The sequence below is a fragment of the Polynucleobacter sp. AP-Sving-400A-A2 genome, from assembly GCF_018688155.1.
In the GTDB taxonomy this organism is placed as follows: Bacteria; Pseudomonadota; Gammaproteobacteria; order Burkholderiales; family Burkholderiaceae; genus Polynucleobacter.
The window spans coordinates 422545-441775 of sequence record NZ_CP061312.1; the positions used below are offsets into that span (position 1 = coordinate 422545).

The window sequence follows — 19231 nt, forward strand, 5'->3', positions numbered from 1 at the left end:
AAAGAAAGATAAAAAATGTTACGTTCACTATGGATTGCTAAGACTGGCATGGATGCCCAGCAGATGAATTTAGATACGATATCTAACAATCTGGCTAACGCGTCTACTACAGCATTTAAGCGAATCCAGCCATTATTTCAGGATTTGCTCTACACCACTATTCGCGCTTCTGGTTCTGCAGCCAATGCACAAAACCTATTACCTACCGGTCTTCAGGTTGGATCAGGATCAGCGATTACTTCGACCGAAAGAAATAATTTACAAGGCACCTTGTACCAAACAGGCAATCAATTAGATATTGCGATTAACGGAAATGGTTTCTTCCAAATTGCGCTTGCCGATGGAACAACTGCATATACTCGAAATGGCCAATTTAGCAAAAGTGCTACTGGACAAATTGTGACCTCATCTGGAAATGTCGTTTCACCTGGTCTAACTGTTCCGATTAATGCTGTCAATATTACGATTAGCCTATCAGGTCAAGTACAAGCTCTTGATCAGACAGGAAATGTAACGCAAGTGGGTCAATTATCGATGGCCAACTTTATTAACCCGGCAGGTTTGGTTGCTCTTGGTGGTGGCAACTATATTGCGTCACCAGCTTCCGGTAATGCAACGAACGGTCTGCCTGGGCTCAATGGTATGGGTACGATGAATCAGTACTACATTGAGCAGTCCAATGTGAACGTTGCTGAAGAATTAGTTAATCTAATTGCAGCGCAGCGCGCCTATGAAATTAATACCAGAGCAGTTACTGCTTCTGATCAAATTTTGCAGCGTGTCAGTAATTTGGGTCAATGATGATTGATCAGCTAAGACTTTTTCGTTTAGGTTTAATAAGCGCAATGAGCGTCATTTTGTTGGCCGCTTGCGCTAGTGCTGATCGCCCTTCATTATTATCTACCCCAACGACTGCCAGACCACGACCTATTCAAGAAACATCTGCGAATATGGGCAGTTTGTATCCAGCTAATTCAGGTGGGCCTTATATAAATGCGGTGAGTCATCGACCACTGTTTGAGGATCGGCGCGCTAGAAACGTTGGCGACACTCTAACGGTCCTGCTTAATGAAACAACGAGTGCAGCAAAAAACTCTGGAATGGCAGCAGCTCGCAAAGCAAACGGCACATCCACTTTTGGTAACAATAGCCCAACATTTAATGGAGCAATGTTTAGCCTTGCGAATGCAGCCAATTTTTCAGGTACCGGAGATATTAAGAGTGAGGGTTCAGGCTCGAGTGCTGCAAGCAATACCTTTGCTGGAACAATTACGGTCACTGTTGTGGAGATTCTATCAAACGGTAATTTAGTGGTTGCCGGTGAAAAGCAAGTTGCTGTTAGTAACGAAGAAGAAATTATTCGCTTTGGTGGCATTGTTAACCCGAATACCTTGGTATTTAATCAGGTCTCATCGCAGCAAGTTGCAGACGCCCGTATTGAGTATCGTGGTCGCGGAGCGACAGACGATACTCAGGGAACTGGATGGTTTACACGTTTGATGCTAAAGCTGGCGCCATTCTGATGAAGATTAACTATTTCTTCTCTTGGTGCACCAAAGGCTTACTAGTTTTAGTAAGCCTAAGTTGCTTTAGTAGTATCTGCTTTGCTGATCGTATTAAGGATATTGCAGATACCGCAGGTCAAAGATCAAACCAGCTTGTGGGTTACGGCTTAGTTGTGGGTTTAGATGGTACAGGTGACCAAACAACTCAGACACCATTTACTTTGCAAAGTGTGTTGCAGATGATTGGGGTATTAGGCGTTACTTTGCCATCCACTGGTAATCAAACACAGCTTCGCAATACAGCAGCAGTGATGGTAACTGCAGAATTCCCAGCGCTCTCTAGACCTGGTCAGCAGATCGACGTGACTGTTTCCTCTTTAGGAAATTCAACTAGCCTAAAAGGCGGTACCTTAGTAATGACACCGCTGAAGGCTGCTGATGGTCAAGTGTATGCACAAGCTCAAGGAAACGTGGTTATTGGTGGTTCACGAGCTGCAACGGGTGGCGCAGCAACTTCCGTTAACCATTTATCTGCCGGCAGAATACCTTCAGGCGGTATTGTCGAAAGAGCGGTCCCAGCGCTGCTGGTAGACGAGTTCGTGCAATTGGATTTACGTCAGGCTGATTTTTCTTTAATGCAAAGAACGGCAGAGACCATTGGTCGTCGTTTTGGTATTGGAACAGCATTGCCTATTGATGCTAGATCACTGAATGTGCGCGTTCCAACAGAGCCGTTAAAAAGAACGGCATTCATGGCAGCACTGCAAGATTTAGACGTACCAATGGGTAGTCAACCAGCAAGGGTAATATTAAATTCTCGTACAGGTTCAGTGGTAATGAACCAAGCGGTAAGGCTTTCTCCGTCTGCTGTGGCGCACGGTAATTTAACAATCAAAATTCAGCAATCCCCCACGGTAAGTCAGCCATTACCATTTAGTCGTGGACAGACCACTACCGCCACAGAAGATACTGCAACTATTACTGATAGCGGTAAGGAAAATAGTCTAATCGCTGTACCCGGCGGAGCCTCTCTGGATCAAGTGGTTAAGGCTCTCAATATGATGGGCGCTACCCCACAAGACCTCATCTCTATTTTGCAATCACTTAGAGCTGCCGGTGCTTTGCGTGCAGAATTAGAGGTCATTTAATGGATGTTAATCAACTAACACCTTCAATTGATCCTAATAGCGCCAGAATGCTTCAGGGTACTGCCGTTAAAACATCAACTTCTGCATCAACTAATGAAGCCAAATTAAAGCAGGCTGCACAGGGATTTGAACGTACTTTATTGAGACAGATGCTTAGTTCAGCAAGAAATACGAATTTGAATGGCATGGATGGGCAAAGTAGTGCTTCCAAGTCTTATCTAGAAATAATGGACGATCATGTAGCTGACTTGCTCTCACAAGGGCGAGGCGTTGGCTTTGGAAAGCAAATTGCTGAACAGTTGATTGCACAGTCCAATGCAGCAAAACTAAGCGGAATTCAAGAAGTAGCCGTAAAACCATTAAATACTCCTCGTTCCGCACCTACTTCTGCAGAAACTTTGCAGTCACTGCAAAGACCAAATGGTTTTGAGAGTACTCCTACACTAAGGTAAATATATGGGCGTCTACTCCATCACCGATTCTGCAATGTCTGCGTTAAATATCGCGCAGGCAGGCATTCTGACAACTTCACAAAACGTGGCTGGTGCATCGGTAGATGGCTTCACGCGTCGAACTGCAGATGCCACGATTAATGCGCTCGCACCGAATTCTTTGATGCTCAATGGCACGAGTTTTGCCGTTGAGGGTTTTACGCGCCAATACTCTTCATTACTCAATGCTCAGGTTTTGAACCAACAAGCAAAATCGAGTTACTCTGAGACCTTGGTACAGTACACCCAAGGAATTGATACCTTGGTTGCGGATCAGTCCACAGGCTTAAATACTGCGATTAGTAATTTCTTTAATGCACTCGGTACCTATGCAGCAGATCCAACCAGTAAGCCGCAGGCCGCTGCCATTACAGGTTCAGCAAACGAGGTAGCAAGACGTATTGTTGGTATGAGCGGCTTAACCGCACAAATTGCAAGTGATGCTAAAAAAGGTTTGGCTGATACTGCTTCCCAGGTTAATACTTTGTTGCCTGAATTGGCGCAAATTAATGCGCAAATTATCAAAGGCACTACTTCTGGTAATTCTTACCCTTCGGCAGATCTATTGGATGAGCGTGATCGCCTACTATCTCAACTACAAAAGCTGGTCGGTGGACAATCGTTGATTAATGGCGATGGTACAGCTACCCATTTAATTGCAGGCATGCCCTTAGTCGATCGAACAGTGGCCAATAAGCTGGTAATGAATGGTGGGCAAGACATGCATACTGCAGTCTATTCATTAAAGAGTGGGACTGGCAACAATACCATTACGAGTATTCAGCGTCTTGATGGTGGCCAAGCAGGCGCATTACTTGAATTGGTAAATACTTTTGTACCCAAAATTGATCAGCGTTTAGATACGATTGCCCTAGGCCTAGTCTCTGCTGCCAATACAGCTAGCCAAACAGAAAATAATGTATTTACTCAGACTAACCCCTTGCTCGCCATTTTTGGTTTTCAAGTAGGCTCACAAAAATTGCCTAGTCTAGAAGGGGACATCACTGCGGATATCAATAGCGTCTCAGATTCCTTTGGGCAGTTGGTATCAGGCATTAATTCAGAAGAGAATATGAATCGTCTCTATGATTATTTATCCAACCCAAGTAATAGCCTAACGGGATCAGGTTTTAAGGCTGCTAATTTTATTTCTCTGGCCCCAACAGATACAGCTGCATATTTTGATGTGATGGGCGATCCAATTATTACTTCAGATGCTGCTAATTTTTTGCAAAAACAAAGCTCGATATTTATTGTTAGTTCCGCTAGTTTAGTTAGTGATGTCGGCGTTCAGGTAGCCACTTGGAAAAGCACCCAAAAAGCTGATATCGCCGTAATGACTAATTTGAAAAGTCAAAAGGATTCTATTTCAGGAGTGAATCTTGATGAGGAGGCTGCGAACTTATTGAAGTATCAGCAGTTATATACCGCTTCTACTAAGGTATTGCAGACTGGTAATCAAATGTTTAATGCACTTCTATCAATCATGAATTGAGGGTAGATTATGAGTATCCGAATTAGTACCAACCAAGTATTAGATGCCGGTGTCGATTCTATGAATAATAGTTTGATCGATGCTACCGCTTGGCAACAAAAAATTAACACAGGCAAAAACTATAGTAAGGCCTCAGATAGTATTTATGCTGTATCTAGAGGTGTAGAGCTTGATTTTGATATATCACGCCTCAAGATGTTCAAGAATAACCAAGACATGGTGGCGAGTTTGCATGATAGTGCGCAAACCCAGATGGATAGCATGTTGAATCAAATGATTACCTTAAAGCAATTATTTGTTCAGTCTCAAAATACAGCCTTAAGCCCAGCGAATTATGGTGCCTTAAAAATCCAAGCTGAGTCAATCCGCGACACAATTATGAGTCAAATGACTGCCAAAGATGCTAGTGGCCATGCAATCTTTTCTAGCGTAGTCAATCAGGTCCAAATTGAGCCTAATGTGATGGTCGACTCTGGGATTCAGTTTAATTTGGCATTTGGAGTTGGCGGTACTGCTACCGAACCACAATCCTCAGAGCTCTATACCAGTATCGATAGTTTTGTTAGCTATCTTGATGGGCGCGCTAATGGTGCTCAAGCTATTTCAGGTGATGCGGTGGTCATTTCAACTAGCCTAAACGCATCCTATGAGCAATTAATGACCGCCCAGCAAACTAGTGGTGCAATATCAAGCCAGTTAGACGTCTCAAAAAGCGTCATAACCGCCCTGGGAACTGAGTTTGCGGCTGCCTCCTCAGCTATTTTGGATACTGATATGGCTGCGGCTACGGCGGCTTACACTAAAGCCCAAACCTTATTAAACGCTGCACAGGCGATGTTTGCTAAACTTCAGCAGAGTAATTTATTTTCCAAACTTTAAACTGAGTAAATAGAAGTATGAATATTCCATTAGGCTGGATTATTGCGATGGGTTGTGCCCTAGGGGGCTACGCCTTGCATGGCGGACACTTAGCGGTGTTGTGGCAGCCTACAGAAGTTTTGACCATTGTCGGGGCGGCCGTTGGTACTATGATCGCCTCCAATACAATCATCAATCTGAAGAAAACCTTAGGTGCCTTAGGCGGTGCTTTTAAAGGCGCTGGTAACCAAAAGAAAAAGCACTTAGATTTACTGTGCCTCATGTTTGAGATTTTGCAAAAAGTAAAACGTGATGGCTTGATGTCTTTAGAGGGTGATATTGAGGATCCGGAAACAAGCCCACTTTTTGAAGCTTATCCAGACATCCTAAAGGATCACCATTTGGTCGATTTTATTACTGACTATTTGCGGATGATGCTCGGCGGCTCACTAGATCTGATTCAAATTGAAAGCTTGATGGAGCAAGAGCTAGACGTCCATCACCAAGAGAGTCATATCCCCGTAGCATCGGTGACGATGGTGGGTGATGGTCTACCGGCATTTGGTATTGTGGCGGCGGTGATGGGCGTGGTTCACACCATGGGCTCAATTGGTTTACCCCCAGCAGAGTTGGGTAAGCTCATCGGTGCTGCGCTAGTGGGTACCTTCTTAGGTATTTTGTTAGCCTACGCTTTTGTGCAACCAGTCGCTAAGGTTCTAGAGCAGCAAGCTGAATCTGAAACGAGAGCCTTTATGGCAATCAAAGCAATTTTGCTTGCAAGCCTAAATAATTTTCCCCCTGCAGCAGCTGTAGAATTTGGACGTAAAGTGCTCTTTACTTATCAACGTCCAACATTTACTGAGCTGGATGAAGGTACAAAAGCTGCTAAAGGGAAGTAAGCACCATGGCTAAGTCCGACGCGCCAATTATTGTCGTTAAGCGCGTTAAAAAAGGTGGTCATGGTCATCATGGCGGAGCCTGGAAAATTGCCTACGCCGACTTCGTGACGGCGATGATGGCCTTCTTCTTGTTGATGTGGGTTTTAGGATCCACCACAGCAGGTGATTTGGCTGGTATCTCCTCTTACTTTCAAAATCCGATGCGCGTTTCTATGAGTGGCGGCCAAGGGTCGGGCGAGACTACTCGAATTATCAAGGGTGGTGGCGACAATATTTCTAAGGTGGCTGGAGTGGAGGCCAAGGCTGATGCTGATACTGAGCAACGCCGTATCAGTGACTCATCAGTCACTGATGTTGAAAATGCCCGTAAAGACAGAACAAAAAATGAAGCAGTCAAATCCGATATTGAAAAAAGTGTTGAGTCTGATGCTGAATTAAAGAATATCAAAGGGCAACTCTTTATGGACATTACATCCGAGGGTCTGCGTATTCAGGTGGTGGATGAAAAAGGGAAGCCGCTATTTAATAGTGGTGGCGTTGTACCTACCGTGTCAGCAAGGCGTTTACTGCGGGTCATTGGAAAGTCATTAAATGACAATTCTGGCAAGATTCGTATTGAGGGTCATACAGACGCTGCAAAATTCTCTAATGGCGAGGCGGGTTATACCAACTGGGAGCTTTCTAGTGAGCGTGCTAATGTGGCTCGCCGAGAAATGATTGCTGGAGGTTTAGCGCCTTCTAATGTTGCCCAAGTGATCGGTTTCGCAGATACGATCCCCTTAAATCCTGCTGATTTGAGTGATCCCTTAAATCGACGTATCTCGATTACGCTCTTAAATAAGAAGCCTAAGAAAGAAGAAAAGCCGGTACAAAGGCCAATTGAGAGGCAGAAAGAGGAATTGCCAAAAGGTGCGCAAGAGATTCCAGCTAATTTAAGAGCGCCGGCTCAATTTTTATCTAAGGATGCTCCTATAGCGCCTGCAATGGATACCTCTAAAGTAGATAAACCAGCTACAGGCAAGCCTGCGAGGTAAAGCCTTGTCACCGCTCTTTAGAATCCTTCTTGCCTTCATGATGCTTGTACCCATAGTGGGTACAGCTTCAGACCCTAAGGTTCAAGACAAGAATGTACAAAAAAAGAGTAGCTCTGAGTCTAAAACTTCTACCGAGCCTTTTGTAGGTCCTGCGACTGAAGCAAAAAAACTCTACAAACGCTACAAGCGTAGCTTTGATAAAACTATTGTTGCTATTGCTTGTGTTAAGAACCCTAAATGTATTGAGCCTGAGGATGAGGTGCTGCGTTACAGCAAAGAGGCATTGGGGGTCTTAGAAAAACTTGATATCCTAGCAGCAGAGGGGGATGTGCAGGCAAATTATTATCGGGGTTTAATTGCCTTTGAACGTATGAAATACTACGATCGTCAAGCGGAGATCGTGACTCATCCTGATTTCATCCTCACCAATACCGTTTTTCGTCGCTATGCTAAAAAACAATATTTATTAGCAGAAAAGTACTTTTCTGTACCTGCTAAAATTCAGAATCCCAGTGCATGCGAATATTTAGGCAATCTGTATCTAACAAATATTGTTGGCTACCCGCAACAAGAAAAGGCAGCCGGTTATTTTTATAATGCTGCAAATGCCTATATTGAGCAGGGCAACCAAATTGCTGGTGCAAGGATGTATAACGCAATGAAAGAAAATCTGAATCCTGCAGATCCTAGAATCATTCAAGTCTATGCAAAGTTGCATAATAAGGAGCCTATTGCGAATTGGCGAAAGTTACCAAGTGATTTGGTACAAAGTGCCCCCAAGAAGGTTGAGCAACATTGATATGCTATTAATCGGAAAGTAACAGTGATGAATGAAAAGCTTGCTTCTTTAATACAGTTGGGTAAGAAACTCCTGATTTGGCTCATTCTGCCCTTGGTCATTCTGATATCTGGCTTTTTCTTGGGCGAGCAATTTGAGGTGGGTCGATTATCAGCCATCGCTAGTTGTGAGGGTAGCGTGAACAATAGCGCATGCATTCGTTCGAAGGGTTACTTAGCCAGTTCCCCTTACTATCCTGACCTAGGACGCCGTTATTTTGGCGCCTTTGCCAGAATGATTGGTGGGGATTTAGGTGCAAGCTACTATGTTGAGCCTGCCTTACCGGTGAATTTGCCTAAGGCTGGTGATACCCCGCCAGATGAGGATGTGGAAGAGCCTGAAGAGAAGAAGCCGGCGCCGCCAAGCAAAAAGTAAGTATCAGGCGTAACTAAGGCAATTATCTGAGCTAGCTATGCCCCAGCTAAATTGGTGCGCTTTCTTACGTATGCCAATGCTAGCTGCTTTTGCTAGCATCTTGTTGGGCTGCTCAGATTATCAGCAGGCAAGGTCTGCTTATGCTGCCGGCGATTACACCAAGGCATATCAATTATTTCAGGGACTCGCAGAATCTGGAGATACTAAGGCTCAGTACGATTTATCTTTGATGTACATCCAAGGAATTGGTACTAAACAAAATATTGAGCAGGGCTTAGTTTGGTTAAATCGTGCGGCTGAAAAGGGCAATATTGAGGCCATGCTCGAATTGGGGGTCCTGTATCAAAAGATCGACGCCTTGGAGAATGCTCCCCAATTAGCCCTCTATTGGTTTGAAAAAGCAGCTATGGCTGGGAGCGCAGTGGGGCAATACAACTTAGCCCATATTTATATGGATGGCGGCCAAATAGCGGTAGATTTACCAAAAGCCTATATCTGGATGTCCTTATCGGATGCCACTGGTAATCCAGTAGCCGGCGCAGAGCTAGCAAAGCTCAAGGCATCCTTAAGCCCCCAAGAGCTAATTTCAGCCAAAGAAAAACTCGCCGCCCTCAAAAAGACCTTGCCTTAGTTAAACCTTGACCCAAATTCCAGACCCATAGTGACTATCGGGAATTCAGGAATAATGGACTTGCTGGGTGTAAGCTTAGGCCATAGCTAAAATTATGGATGGGGTAATAGGGTGGCTGAAGGTGGAGATAACTCCCAAGAAAAGGAACTGGAACCGAGTGAGCGGCGCATTCTGCGTGCCCGTGAACAAGGGCAACTACCCCAATCACGCGATCTAGCGACCTTTGCCACACTAGTAGTAGTAGTCATTTTTTTATCAGCTGTTGGCCCCCTGCTACTAAAACAGATGGTCTTAATGACCCAGGCAATTTTTCAGTTTTCAGAACCTGCCAAACTGATGGATCATATGCAAGAGTGGGTAGGAGGGGCATTCTTGGTCGTGCTGATCCTTTTGGCTTTGATCTTCATCCCACTGTGGATTATTGGCATCTTAGCGCCCTTATCTTTAGTGAACTTCCGCGCTTATTTTGCCCCCCAGTTTAATTTAGGTAGGCTCGATATCATTGCCGGGCTAGGGCGGATGTTTTCTATTAATGCCTTAAGCGAGCTATTAAAGAACTTAGTGAAAACAACCCTCATGTTAGGTGTGGGTATAGCCTATTTATTCGGCTTGTTTGCCTACGTTCGGATGATTGTTAATCAGAATTTTGATGCAGCGCTCGTACAGACCTCATCTTTTATTCTTGATGGTTTCATGCTTCTGATGTTGCCACTGTTATTGATTGCGGTTGGCGACTCCTGGCTGCAATGGTTTAACTTTCGCAAGCAAATTCGGATGAGCCCCGAAGAAATGAAGCAGGAGATGAAAGAGTCGGATGGCTCGCCAGAGATCAAGCAGCGCTTGCGGCAAATGCAAAGACAGATCTCCGCATCACGGATGATGGCAGCGATTGAGAGGGCAGACGTAGTACTAGCCAACCCAGAGCACTATTCTGTGGCGCTACGCTATGACATGGAAAAGATGGCAGCACCAATTGTGGTGGCTAAAGGGGCAGACCAGATCGCTTTGCGGATACAGGAGGTAGCCAAAGACTTTAATGTGCCTATTGCCCAAATTCCTCCATTGGCACGCTATTTATATAGTCAGCTAGAGATCGGGGAAACCATACCCTTGCCCCTATTTGAGGCTATTGCCCAAATCTTGGCCTGGGCTTATGACACCAAGGAAACCGGTCTTGCTGGAGATGTTCCCCAAGTGGATTTCATCCCCACCCAGCTTAAACCTAACAAGCCCTTACTTTAATTAACCCAAACCAAACCAAGTAGGGCTATAGGAAAAAGACCTACCTAGTTCATGACGCTTTTGGCGAAGGTAGCCCCAACATCCTCTGGGAAAAAGTACACCAGCATCAGTTCATTGCGGTTATTTAGGCTTCTGCCAATCTGAAAGGCAACTTGCCCGCCCCCAAAAACATAGCTTTTGGTCTTACGAACCCCAGAAGCAAAAGCGCTTTCTTGACCCTCGGAAGGACTGTAATCTAGGCCATATTTGATGGTCAGGCGCTCAATAATGGCATCTGCCACATCTTTCTTAAAGTAGCCCAACTCCTTTTTCATCAGCACCATGCGGCCAGCTTCGTTGTAGATTAGCCAAATATCCTCATCTTTTTCCCCATTTTTGACCTTGCAGCTATAGGTGAGGTCATATTGGGTGCACTTAAATTTGTCAACCGCCTCTTGCCCGCTGGTATTAAACGGAATACCAGCATATTCCTCCATGGGTAGTTTGACTACCGCCGTATCTGGTAGCCAAACCTCTACCTGAGGGGGGGTCTCATTATTACCGCAGGCAAAGAGGGTCGCGCATAGCGCTAGAGCTGAAAGAGTCTGAATCCTAGTCACAGTTAGTTCACAGTCTTAAGTAGTTATTTGAGGCAGGAGATTGCTTAGGGTTGGCTAATTATTGGTTTAGGCATGAAAGCTTGGCATAAAACACTGCATTTATCTGTCATTAAAAGGTACTTTACCCTAGAATCCGTGCTCGATTTAAGGGTTTGAAGGTATCCAGCGGCACATAGCGCATCTACAAACTTCTTCACTGTGAGGTGGCTACAGGAAAAATAGCTATATAACCCCTTCAAAGAGAGTTCTTCACCTTGGTTTTGCTTGTCCAAAACAATCAAAACGATCCCCAAGGGAATATTCGAATATTGACCCTGGAGTTCTTTTTCCGGAAAAAACCGCCAAAGAGACTCTGCAGGCACTAAATAGGGGCTTGAGAAGACATATTTCATAAGTAAGGAGAAATAAGGTCCATAAAACCCGATTGTATATCTAATTTATAGATATAAAAAATTAATATAAGTAAATCAGGAATACTTAATTGGCAAATAAAGCTAAACAAAGTAGAGGAAAAAGCCGATATAAAAGTAGGAGATCAGTTCAAGACTCAAAGATTACATATGAAATCTGGAGCTTTAAGAGATGCAGATGCCAGATAGCTTAAAAAAGTGTAATTGAGGGTCCCGCAAAAATATATAAAATATATACCTATATATTTTATATATTTTTACTAATCAGATCGAAGTGTTTATCCGTTTAAGTAAGTAAGTGATTAATTAATAGGAGTACAAGATGACTTTAGCAATCAAAATTGGCGCAAGTTCAAACGTTTATGACAATATTGCCCTTGCCAACTCAATGAGGGGAAATCAAAAACTCTCCATTACTGGCACAGGTGCAGAAATTTATAGCAGCCTTTCTACTCTACTGAGCAATGTAGACGGGATTGGCGCAATAAAGTCGACTAGCGATATAGTTGTGACCGCCGCTGAAGTTGCTACTAATAAAGCTGTACTCTTAAAGCTAGGAACTAAAAGCCTTGTTTTACAAGGAACTTCAGCAGGTCCTGGTGGTGGTGCAGCAGGTGGTGTGGAGACAAATACCAACGTAGCGACCAACTTTACTGCCCTAGATTCTGTGTATACGAAATTTAAGTCATTAAATATCTCTGGCGATACAACGATTGACGTATCTAAATTAAGTACAGCAGTGAATTTAGGTGGCATGGGAATTTTATCCGGAAAAACATTTAATATTTCTGGCACTGGGGCAGACTTGAAGACTTATATGTCTTCTATCCTGAAAAACATTAACAAGATCGGCACTATAGAAATAGCGGCTTTATCAACAGCGGAGTTTACTGCTGACCAGCTAAAGATTGTTGGGGATAAGCTGACTAAAGCAAATGCGGCCACTTCTACTGTTTTGTTGAAAGATACGGCTGATAGATTACTAACAACAGATGGATTGGCCTTAATCAGTAAGTACAACAATACCAACATCAACCCATTACCAACGACAACTACCGTTGCTAGCTTTGTTGACGCTACAGATGTGATCACTGCCACAGCTAACCATAAGCTAAATACAGGTGATGTAGTTTCATTTAACGGGACAGCCAACGGTGACCTGGTTGATGGCGATAGCTATTATGTTAGAAAACTTTCTGACAGTTCTTTTGCCCTTTATGACACATATGCACATGCAGTAGCTACGAGTTCTGTAGTCGGCAAACGTGCTGTAACCACTGGTCTTGCGGGGACATTTAGTAACCAAGTAGGAATTCCACCTACTAGGGTTACCACATTAAATGATGTTCAGGTGACTAATGCCTCAGTAGCTCAAGCAGACCGATTTGTTACTTTAACTACTTTAGTAGGTAGCCCTGCAGAAGGTGCAAATATTCGCCCCTTAGCAAATATTGTTAGCAAGGTTGATATTGCTGATACCGTTGCCAAGTTAAATGCTGGTACAGATTCAGTTGCTACTTTAGCTAGCTCCACTAACGGTGCTACATCAGCTACTAACGGAATTATTACGACAGGTGTACATGGATTTACAACAGGTGATAGAGTTACCTACAGCAGTACAGGTACTGCATTATCCGGCCTAGTTAGTGGAGCCAACTACTATGTTGGCGTATTAAGTTCCACTCAATTTGTTTTATATTCAACAAAAGCAGATGCACTAGCTGCTGATACTAGTACCCCTGCAAATGCATATGCTACAAGTCCCTGGATAGTGCAAACTACGGCAGGAGCTGGTACTCAAACATTTACTGCTAGTGCATTAGATAAAACAATGAGCAATATCGGTAGATTAAAAGATGGTGCTGGCTCTGTAGGGAGAGTGACAATTTTAGGCTCTGGCTCGATTACATCAACAAGCTTAAGTGCAATTACAGCTAAAATTGAAAGAGGCGATACAAATACAAAAGCTACATACCAAGCTAAAGCAGTGGATGTCAACAGTAACTTGCAGGCTCTGTATGACAACAAGACATCAACCCTGCCAGGTAATGTTGCACTAGATGAAATCGTAGTTTCCGACGGCTCTACAGTAGGTAAAAAAGCTATTTCATTGTCTTACACACTGTATAACCAATTGCAAGCTTCATTCCTTGCTGGTATGGACAACCCTGCTGGCAATCCAGTTACTCCAGTTAACAAGAACTACGCCTTTACTGTAACCGGTGCAGGTTTTGCTAACACAACTACTCTTCAAGGTGATAAAAACGTAGCTACCTATGCAGTTACAGGGGCTACTTATACTGACTTGTCTACAGCTGGTCAGCTAGTTGCTGAGTTAGGTAAGTCTAAGTTAAAGACATTGACCTCAGTCAGCATCTCTGACCCAACTCAGAGAAGCACGATTACAACAATATTGAATGCAGTTGGTAATCCAGTTGATAGAGCTAAATTAAAGTTAACCGCTTAATCTCATTAGTTAGATTATTTTTGTAAGAAACTCGTGATCTTTTTGAAGGTCACGAGTTTTTCTTGCGAGTTCTATATTAAAGTAAAAAATGATTACTAAGGATGAAGAGCGTTTAAGCTAAGGTTTTCTATCAATTATCTTTAGTTATTGTGATCTAGTTGAAAGCAGAAAGGAAGACTGTTTTCCCAGTATGAGACCATATTCAAATAGACTACTTTTTACTAATTAGTAGACAGTTCAAAGCTCAATAAGCAATAAAATCTCTACAGTATTTGAGTTACATATGAGGAAGATTGAGTGCTACAAGGCTTTGTTGTTAAAAACACAGTTAATTACCTAATTATTACGTAAAGCTTGAGTGATAAGAACTTAAGAGATTAGCTTAAGCCCTTAAATTCACATGTCTTCCAAGGTCGCCAAGCGGCTCTGTTTTCTGAACTTGGAATTTAAAGTTAGTAGGTTTAAGCTCTACCCCCTTCATTTCCTCCATTTGCGACTGGGGGCCACCTTTAGTACGCATATCACTTAAAGATGCTCCAGAGGTAGCAAATTGAGATTGGTAGGAGATTGAAGTATTGATGGCAGCCATGTTGATTCCTTGAAAATCTAGATACTGATATGCATATCTTTCTATACTCTACAACGAACTGAATTAGTAATCACTAACTTATTTTCATCTCAAGACCACCTAAGTAGTAAAAAGTCCTGGAGTAAGACATCTAGGCCTCAAATAGAAGATATCGATCTTTAAATGCATCAGTAAATAAGTCCATATTTCCTAATGAATAAGCCATTTTTAGCCGTAAATTGACTGTAGGCACTATGTAGGTGCTAATAGGATAATTCAATGACGGCGTTGTATACAGTAGGGGGTACCGGGTATAGCACCCTAGTAACTGCCCTTGCCAATCAAGGTAACGTAGCTGTGACAGGCGCTGCAGGCGACCTGTCTGACACCGTATTGTCTGAACTTGAAGCAAATAGTGCAAGAATTTCTACCATCACGCTGTCGGGTAACGATAACTTATCGTTGACAGGCTCCAAGGTGACATCTTATAAAGACGTCATTCTGAAGTTAGCTTCTGCAAAATTGAATGTTGCTGACACTGCTGCTGGAATGGGCGGCAATAATTTCAAAAGTCTTGATGCTGTGTATACAAAGATTAATGCAATCACTGTAAGTGATGCTGGTCCAGTATCGGTGGCATATAGCGTTTATAGCTCAAATACAAATGAACAAGCTATCGAGGACTTAATACGAGGTGCTGGCACCAAGGGCATTGCAGTTACTAATTTCTCTGGAAATGCTAGTGCACTGACTGCATTAACAGGCGATGCTGACGTAAAGTCGATTTCCTTAAAAGATAGCATTGCAAACCTAACTACAAACGCAACTGCAATTAATGGCAGTAGCAAGATTGTCTCAAGTTCCATTACCGTCTTTGATACCTTAGCAAATATTAATACTGATGCTGCAAAAACCCTCGTTGGAACAACGCTTGCAGCTAAGGTATCTTCAGTAGCAATATCTATGGGTGCCGCGGATTTGAGTGTTGAAAATCTGGCAACTATTAATGCATTGCCAGATGCAATTAAATCAAAAGTCAGTATTAGTATTAACGATAGTGTTGCCAATCTGAATACAAACTCAACAGGAATTAATGCTAATAGTAGGGTTGCCTCAAATTCGATTACTGTTTCAGATACATTAGCAAATATTTCTGCAAGCGCTGCAAAGACTCTGATCGGAAGCACTATCGCAAGTAAGGTATCTTCAGTCGTAATATCTTTGGCTGCTGCAGATGTGACAACTGCTAATCTTCAAACGATTTATGCATTGCCAGATGCAATCAAATCAAAAGTCAGCTTTAGTATTAGCGGTAGCGTAAATTCAGTTCCATTAGCGATGTCTGCTACTGAAATGACTTCGGCAAATTTGGCAATTATTAATGCTTTGCCCGATTCTATTAAATCAAATATTAGTCTTAGCATTACCGGTAGTGCTACAGACATTATCAGAAATTCGGACACCATCACCGCATTGGGTAGCAAGGTTACATCTATCGTAGGAACGAATGCATCAATTGCAAATTTAACAACATTAAATTCTTTAAAGAATAAGTTCACAGCAATTGGTATTACAGATATTGGTGCCAACTTAGCTCAAAGTACTTCGACAAATCACACAGCCTTGGGTGATGCAATCACATCATGGACATCTGGAAAAATTTCTGGCCTCAAATTATTTGCAATACCGTCATCTACAGCGCTTACGACAATTTTATCGGCAGTTTCTGGTAACAGCATTGCTGTCTCAGTTTCCGATACAGCGTCTAATTTGAACAAAGATTTGGCATCGGCAAGTTCAGTAATTGGATCTAACATCAGCAATCTATCATCCGTTGCTGTTAGTGATGGCACATTACTGAAAAAAGCAGTATTGAATATGTCTAGCGCACAATACACTGCTTTAAAAATCAAATTAACTGGTCAGAACACTTTTATTTTGAGTACAGTCCCATATGCTGACTACAACACAGTAAAAAATGATACCGCTGTTCTCAAATACAGCGTTCAGGATACTTATGCAAATTTAGCATCAGCTGATCTATCGACAATGCTTAGTAATACCAGTTTATTAGGTCTGAAGATTACAAATGCAGCCGTTGCAGACGTGAGTACGATTAGTGCGCAATATGCAGCATTATCTCCCTCTTATAGAAATAAATTAAATTCTGTAACAGTGACAGATACTTCATCCAATTTATTGGGAAGCGCTTCCACATTAACCAGCCTGAGAAGCAATAATCTAATTAAGAACATCTATGCAACAGGAGCAAGCCTTGCTAATGTTCTAACACTCAAATCCAACCCTAAGGTCACTGGTATTACTGTTTCTGATACAGAAGCGAATTTCAAACTGGGCGCTAATGCTTCATTAGTCTCTTACTCAAGAGTAACGAGTTTTTCTTTAACTGCAGTTGGTACAGCCTCCTTATCCGGCACTAACAATTACCTCAGTAACAGCAAGATCACATCAATTGACGTGGCTGACACTCTCACGAATATCAATGCAATTAGCGATACTATTATGAACAATTCAAAACTCAATCAAATTACTGCAAACTCAATCCTCATTAGTCAAATTGGTACAGTCGGTGACGCAACTACACTGAGTGGTAAAACTAAAGTTGCTGCAATCAATGTGTCTGATTCTTGGGCGAATATTAAAACTTATTTCTCGACTGGTCCCGGTACAACTCAAAACTTAAAAGTCAAATCGTTCACTGTGGTTTGATGATCGGTAATTAATGCAAAATATGACTTGAGATAGCCCTCATATGATTGCTCCATCTGGTTTTGGTATTCAAAATGGATTTAGACGCTAGAGTGATTGGTGGTTGACTATGTTGAGTAATATCAAGATCGCTTTATCTGCGGTAATTTCTGCTGGTTCAAAGTCAAGGACGGCAAAAGAAGGTTTGTTGTATGAAGGCCAAACACTCTGTGGGCTCGCAAGAGTAACGCAAGATTGTGATGGTATCCGCACACTACGCTTTGGAAAAAATGGGCCACGTCAAAGCATCGTTAAACCAGGCGACCTCAATTATCTGGGATTGCCCTATACAAAATCGGCGATGATCGGCCTGGCGTTTGCTCAAAATGTTGATCGCGTACTGGTGATTGGGGTAGGGGGTGGCTCAATACCCATGTTTTTGCGCAAACACTATCCAAGCGCACACATCGATGTGGTTGATATTGATCCGCAAATTATTGCTTTAGCAAAGCAATATTTTAATTTTGCGGAGAATCGTTCTTTAATCTCTCACGTACAAGATGGTCGAACCTTTATTGAAAATGCTCAAAAGCCCTACGACCTGATTTTTTTAGATGCATTTACAGCAGCAGGAATACCAAAGCACTTGGCAACCAAAGAGTTTTTGTTGTCCATGAAAAATGCTCTCAATGCCTCTGGCGCCATCATTACCAATATGTGGAGCTCTGCCACTGCCAATCCCCTCTATAAACCCATGCTACGCACTTACCAGGAAGTCTTTGATGAGGTCTACACCTTAAGGGTCCCAAAAGCAGCTAACAAGGTTGTGATTGCGCTGCCAATATTAAAAAAGGTGGGCTTAAATGGCATTGCAGAGTATGCGCAGCAGATCAGCGTGCAAAGGAATTTGCCATTTGATTTGAGCGAATTATTACAACCCGGATTGGTCAGGTTAATCGATCTTCAGGGCAGCAAAATACTGCTCGATAGCGAATAAAAGTTAGTAGGTGCTATACATATGGACTCAGCAAGTGGCGATCTACCAATCCCTGCTATTTATATTGATTATTAATACCAATCTGAACTCGCCAATCACTAAGCGCAAATGAGATTAAAGCCGTAAACTATTATTGGCGTAATGAGGTAATGTTTATCTAGCGTTGCCCTATTTTTGTGCAGCGCAACTTTTGTTTATGACTTTTTTCTGTTATTTTTTCTCTTCTAGAAATTACAAAGCTTCCAAAAATCATGAGTATGCATTTACCTCATTTTCCTGAAACAACTTTTATCCGTTTTAAAGCCCTTGTGGCTTTAACGGTGGCAGATATTTTTCTGGTTCATGATAAATGGCTTACCTTTACCGTGTTGCTGGTCATTGCCCTTGCTTTAGAGTGGCTCTATCGCAGTTTGCATGAGGTCTTATTGCACAATCATGAAATTGAAAAAGCGACCGAAAAAATTGCCCAGCGCAAAGCCCATCAGAAAGCAATGGAAGAAGCCGGCGTGCATCATTAAGCCGTAGTAACAATACCTATAACTTAGAGGTACTTTTCGTCTAAAGCCGTTTTGCGTAGGGTAATTTTTTGAGTTTGGTGCAGCTCGTACGCCACTTTCAATACCTCTAACTGCACTGCATCAATTTCTGAGCTTTTCAGCTTCTCGCTATTTTGTAAGTCTTCCCCAATGCCCCTGGCTCTGGCCTTGGTCATGGCACTTAAGATCTTGATACCCAAGGGCTTGCTCACCTTTTTTAAACAAATCACGAGGCTTTTATCCGAAATCTTGAGCAGCAGGGTTTGCATATCTAGGCCACTGAGAAAGACCAAGTCTTCAAAGCTGTAGAGGCGATCTAAGATTTCCCTCGCAATTTGGGCATCATGACTTTCTACATGCTTTACCCCCAAATCCACCTGGGCTTGATGCAGATGCGCCAAAATGGCGGCAGCATTTTTCACTGTCATG

19 protein-coding genes are annotated in these 19231 nt (G+C 42.7%); 16 read left to right on the forward strand and 3 right to left on the reverse strand.

The features are described from left to right. The first annotated feature begins 15 nt into the window (after window positions 1-15). The 12 genes from flgG (at window position 16) to C2758_RS02355 (ending at window position 10516) form a co-directional block, all read left to right on the forward strand. The gene (flgG, locus tag C2758_RS02300) at window positions 16-801 is read left to right on the forward strand and encodes a flagellar basal-body rod protein FlgG (protein WP_215329161.1); all 786 of its coding nucleotides are present in this window, start codon (window positions 16-18) and stop codon (window positions 799-801) included. Between the two features lie 44 nt (window positions 802-845). Next, complete coding sequence (locus C2758_RS02305; RefSeq protein WP_251369234.1) at window positions 846-1523, forward strand: flagellar basal body L-ring protein FlgH; 678 nt, start codon at window positions 846-848, stop codon at window positions 1521-1523. Continuing rightward, complete coding sequence (locus tag C2758_RS02310) at window positions 1484-2653, forward strand: flagellar basal body P-ring protein FlgI (protein WP_251369235.1); 1170 nt, start codon at window positions 1484-1486, stop codon at window positions 2651-2653. The genes C2758_RS02305 and C2758_RS02310 overlap by 40 nt, the downstream gene beginning before the upstream one ends. Further along, window positions 2653-3105 (forward strand): hypothetical protein, encoded by a 453-nt coding sequence (locus tag C2758_RS02315; RefSeq protein WP_215329190.1) that lies wholly within the window; start codon window positions 2653-2655, stop codon window positions 3103-3105. The genes C2758_RS02310 and C2758_RS02315 overlap by 1 nt, the downstream gene beginning before the upstream one ends. Before the next feature lie 4 nt (window positions 3106-3109). Then, window positions 3110-4639: a flagellar hook-associated protein FlgK gene (flgK, locus tag C2758_RS02320; RefSeq protein ID WP_215329200.1), complete on the forward strand. Its 1530-nt coding sequence runs from the start codon at window positions 3110-3112 to the stop codon at window positions 4637-4639. A 9-nt stretch (window positions 4640-4648) separates the two neighbouring features. Then, the gene (locus C2758_RS02325; RefSeq protein WP_215329202.1) at window positions 4649-5518 is read left to right on the forward strand and encodes a flagellin; all 870 of its coding nucleotides are present in this window, start codon (window positions 4649-4651) and stop codon (window positions 5516-5518) included. Between the two features lie 17 nt (window positions 5519-5535). After that, window positions 5536-6396 carry a flagellar motor stator protein MotA gene (gene motA, locus C2758_RS02330; RefSeq protein ID WP_215329204.1) on the forward strand — a complete coding sequence of 287 codons (861 nt, stop codon included), beginning with the start codon at window positions 5536-5538 and terminating at the stop codon, window positions 6394-6396. A 5-nt stretch (window positions 6397-6401) separates the two neighbouring features. Further along, window positions 6402-7430: a flagellar motor protein MotB gene (gene motB / locus C2758_RS02335; RefSeq protein WP_215329222.1), complete on the forward strand. Its 1029-nt coding sequence runs from the start codon at window positions 6402-6404 to the stop codon at window positions 7428-7430. 37 nt (window positions 7431-7467) lie between these two features. After that, the gene (locus C2758_RS02340) at window positions 7468-8229 is read left to right on the forward strand and encodes a hypothetical protein (protein WP_215329224.1); all 762 of its coding nucleotides are present in this window, start codon (window positions 7468-7470) and stop codon (window positions 8227-8229) included. A 27-nt stretch (window positions 8230-8256) separates the two neighbouring features. Beyond that, on the forward strand, window positions 8257-8643 hold the full coding sequence (locus C2758_RS02345; RefSeq protein WP_215329226.1) for a hypothetical protein: 387 nt from the start codon (window positions 8257-8259) through the stop codon (window positions 8641-8643). Window positions 8644-8680: 37 nt separating this feature from the next. Next, entirely contained in the window at window positions 8681-9274 is a 594-nt protein-coding gene (locus C2758_RS02350; protein WP_215329228.1) for a tetratricopeptide repeat protein, read from the forward strand. Between the two features lie 111 nt (window positions 9275-9385). Continuing rightward, entirely contained in the window at window positions 9386-10516 is a 1131-nt protein-coding gene (locus tag C2758_RS02355; protein WP_215329230.1) for a flagellar biosynthesis protein FlhB, read from the forward strand. 44 nt (window positions 10517-10560) lie between these two features. Here C2758_RS02355 and C2758_RS02360 read toward each other — a convergent pair whose 3' ends face one another. Further along, window positions 10561-11115 (reverse strand): hypothetical protein, encoded by a 555-nt coding sequence (locus tag C2758_RS02360; RefSeq protein ID WP_215329241.1) that lies wholly within the window; start codon window positions 11113-11115, stop codon window positions 10561-10563. A 732-nt stretch (window positions 11116-11847) separates the two neighbouring features. Between C2758_RS02360 and C2758_RS02365 the strand changes: the two genes are divergently transcribed. Further along, complete coding sequence (locus tag C2758_RS02365; protein ID WP_215329243.1) at window positions 11848-13992, forward strand: hypothetical protein; 2145 nt, start codon at window positions 11848-11850, stop codon at window positions 13990-13992. 382 nt (window positions 13993-14374) lie between these two features. Here the strand turns inward: C2758_RS02365 and C2758_RS02370 are convergent, their stop codons facing one another. Continuing rightward, window positions 14375-14581: a hypothetical protein gene (locus C2758_RS02370; protein WP_215329245.1), complete on the reverse strand. Its 207-nt coding sequence runs from the start codon at window positions 14579-14581 to the stop codon at window positions 14375-14377. 258 nt (window positions 14582-14839) lie between these two features. Between C2758_RS02370 and C2758_RS02375 the strand changes: the two genes are divergently transcribed. The 3 genes from C2758_RS02375 to C2758_RS02385 all read left to right on the forward strand — a co-directional run bounded on the left by C2758_RS02375 (window position 14840) and on the right by C2758_RS02385 (window position 18784). Next, complete coding sequence (locus tag C2758_RS02375) at window positions 14840-17290, forward strand: hypothetical protein (RefSeq protein WP_215329247.1); 2451 nt, start codon at window positions 14840-14842, stop codon at window positions 17288-17290. A 109-nt stretch (window positions 17291-17399) separates the two neighbouring features. Next, window positions 17400-18266, forward strand: coding sequence for a spermidine synthase (locus tag C2758_RS02380; protein WP_215329250.1), 867 nt, complete (start codon window positions 17400-17402; stop codon window positions 18264-18266). Between the two features lie 251 nt (window positions 18267-18517). After that, a complete protein-coding gene (locus C2758_RS02385) occupies window positions 18518-18784 on the forward strand; it encodes a hypothetical protein (RefSeq protein ID WP_215329260.1) in 267 nt (88 codons plus the stop codon). Window positions 18785-18807: 23 nt separating this feature from the next. Here the strand turns inward: C2758_RS02385 and C2758_RS02390 are convergent, their stop codons facing one another. Continuing rightward, complete coding sequence (locus C2758_RS02390) at window positions 18808-19230, reverse strand: FliG C-terminal domain-containing protein (RefSeq protein WP_215329262.1); 423 nt, start codon at window positions 19228-19230, stop codon at window positions 18808-18810. Window position 19231 lies beyond the last annotated feature (1 nt).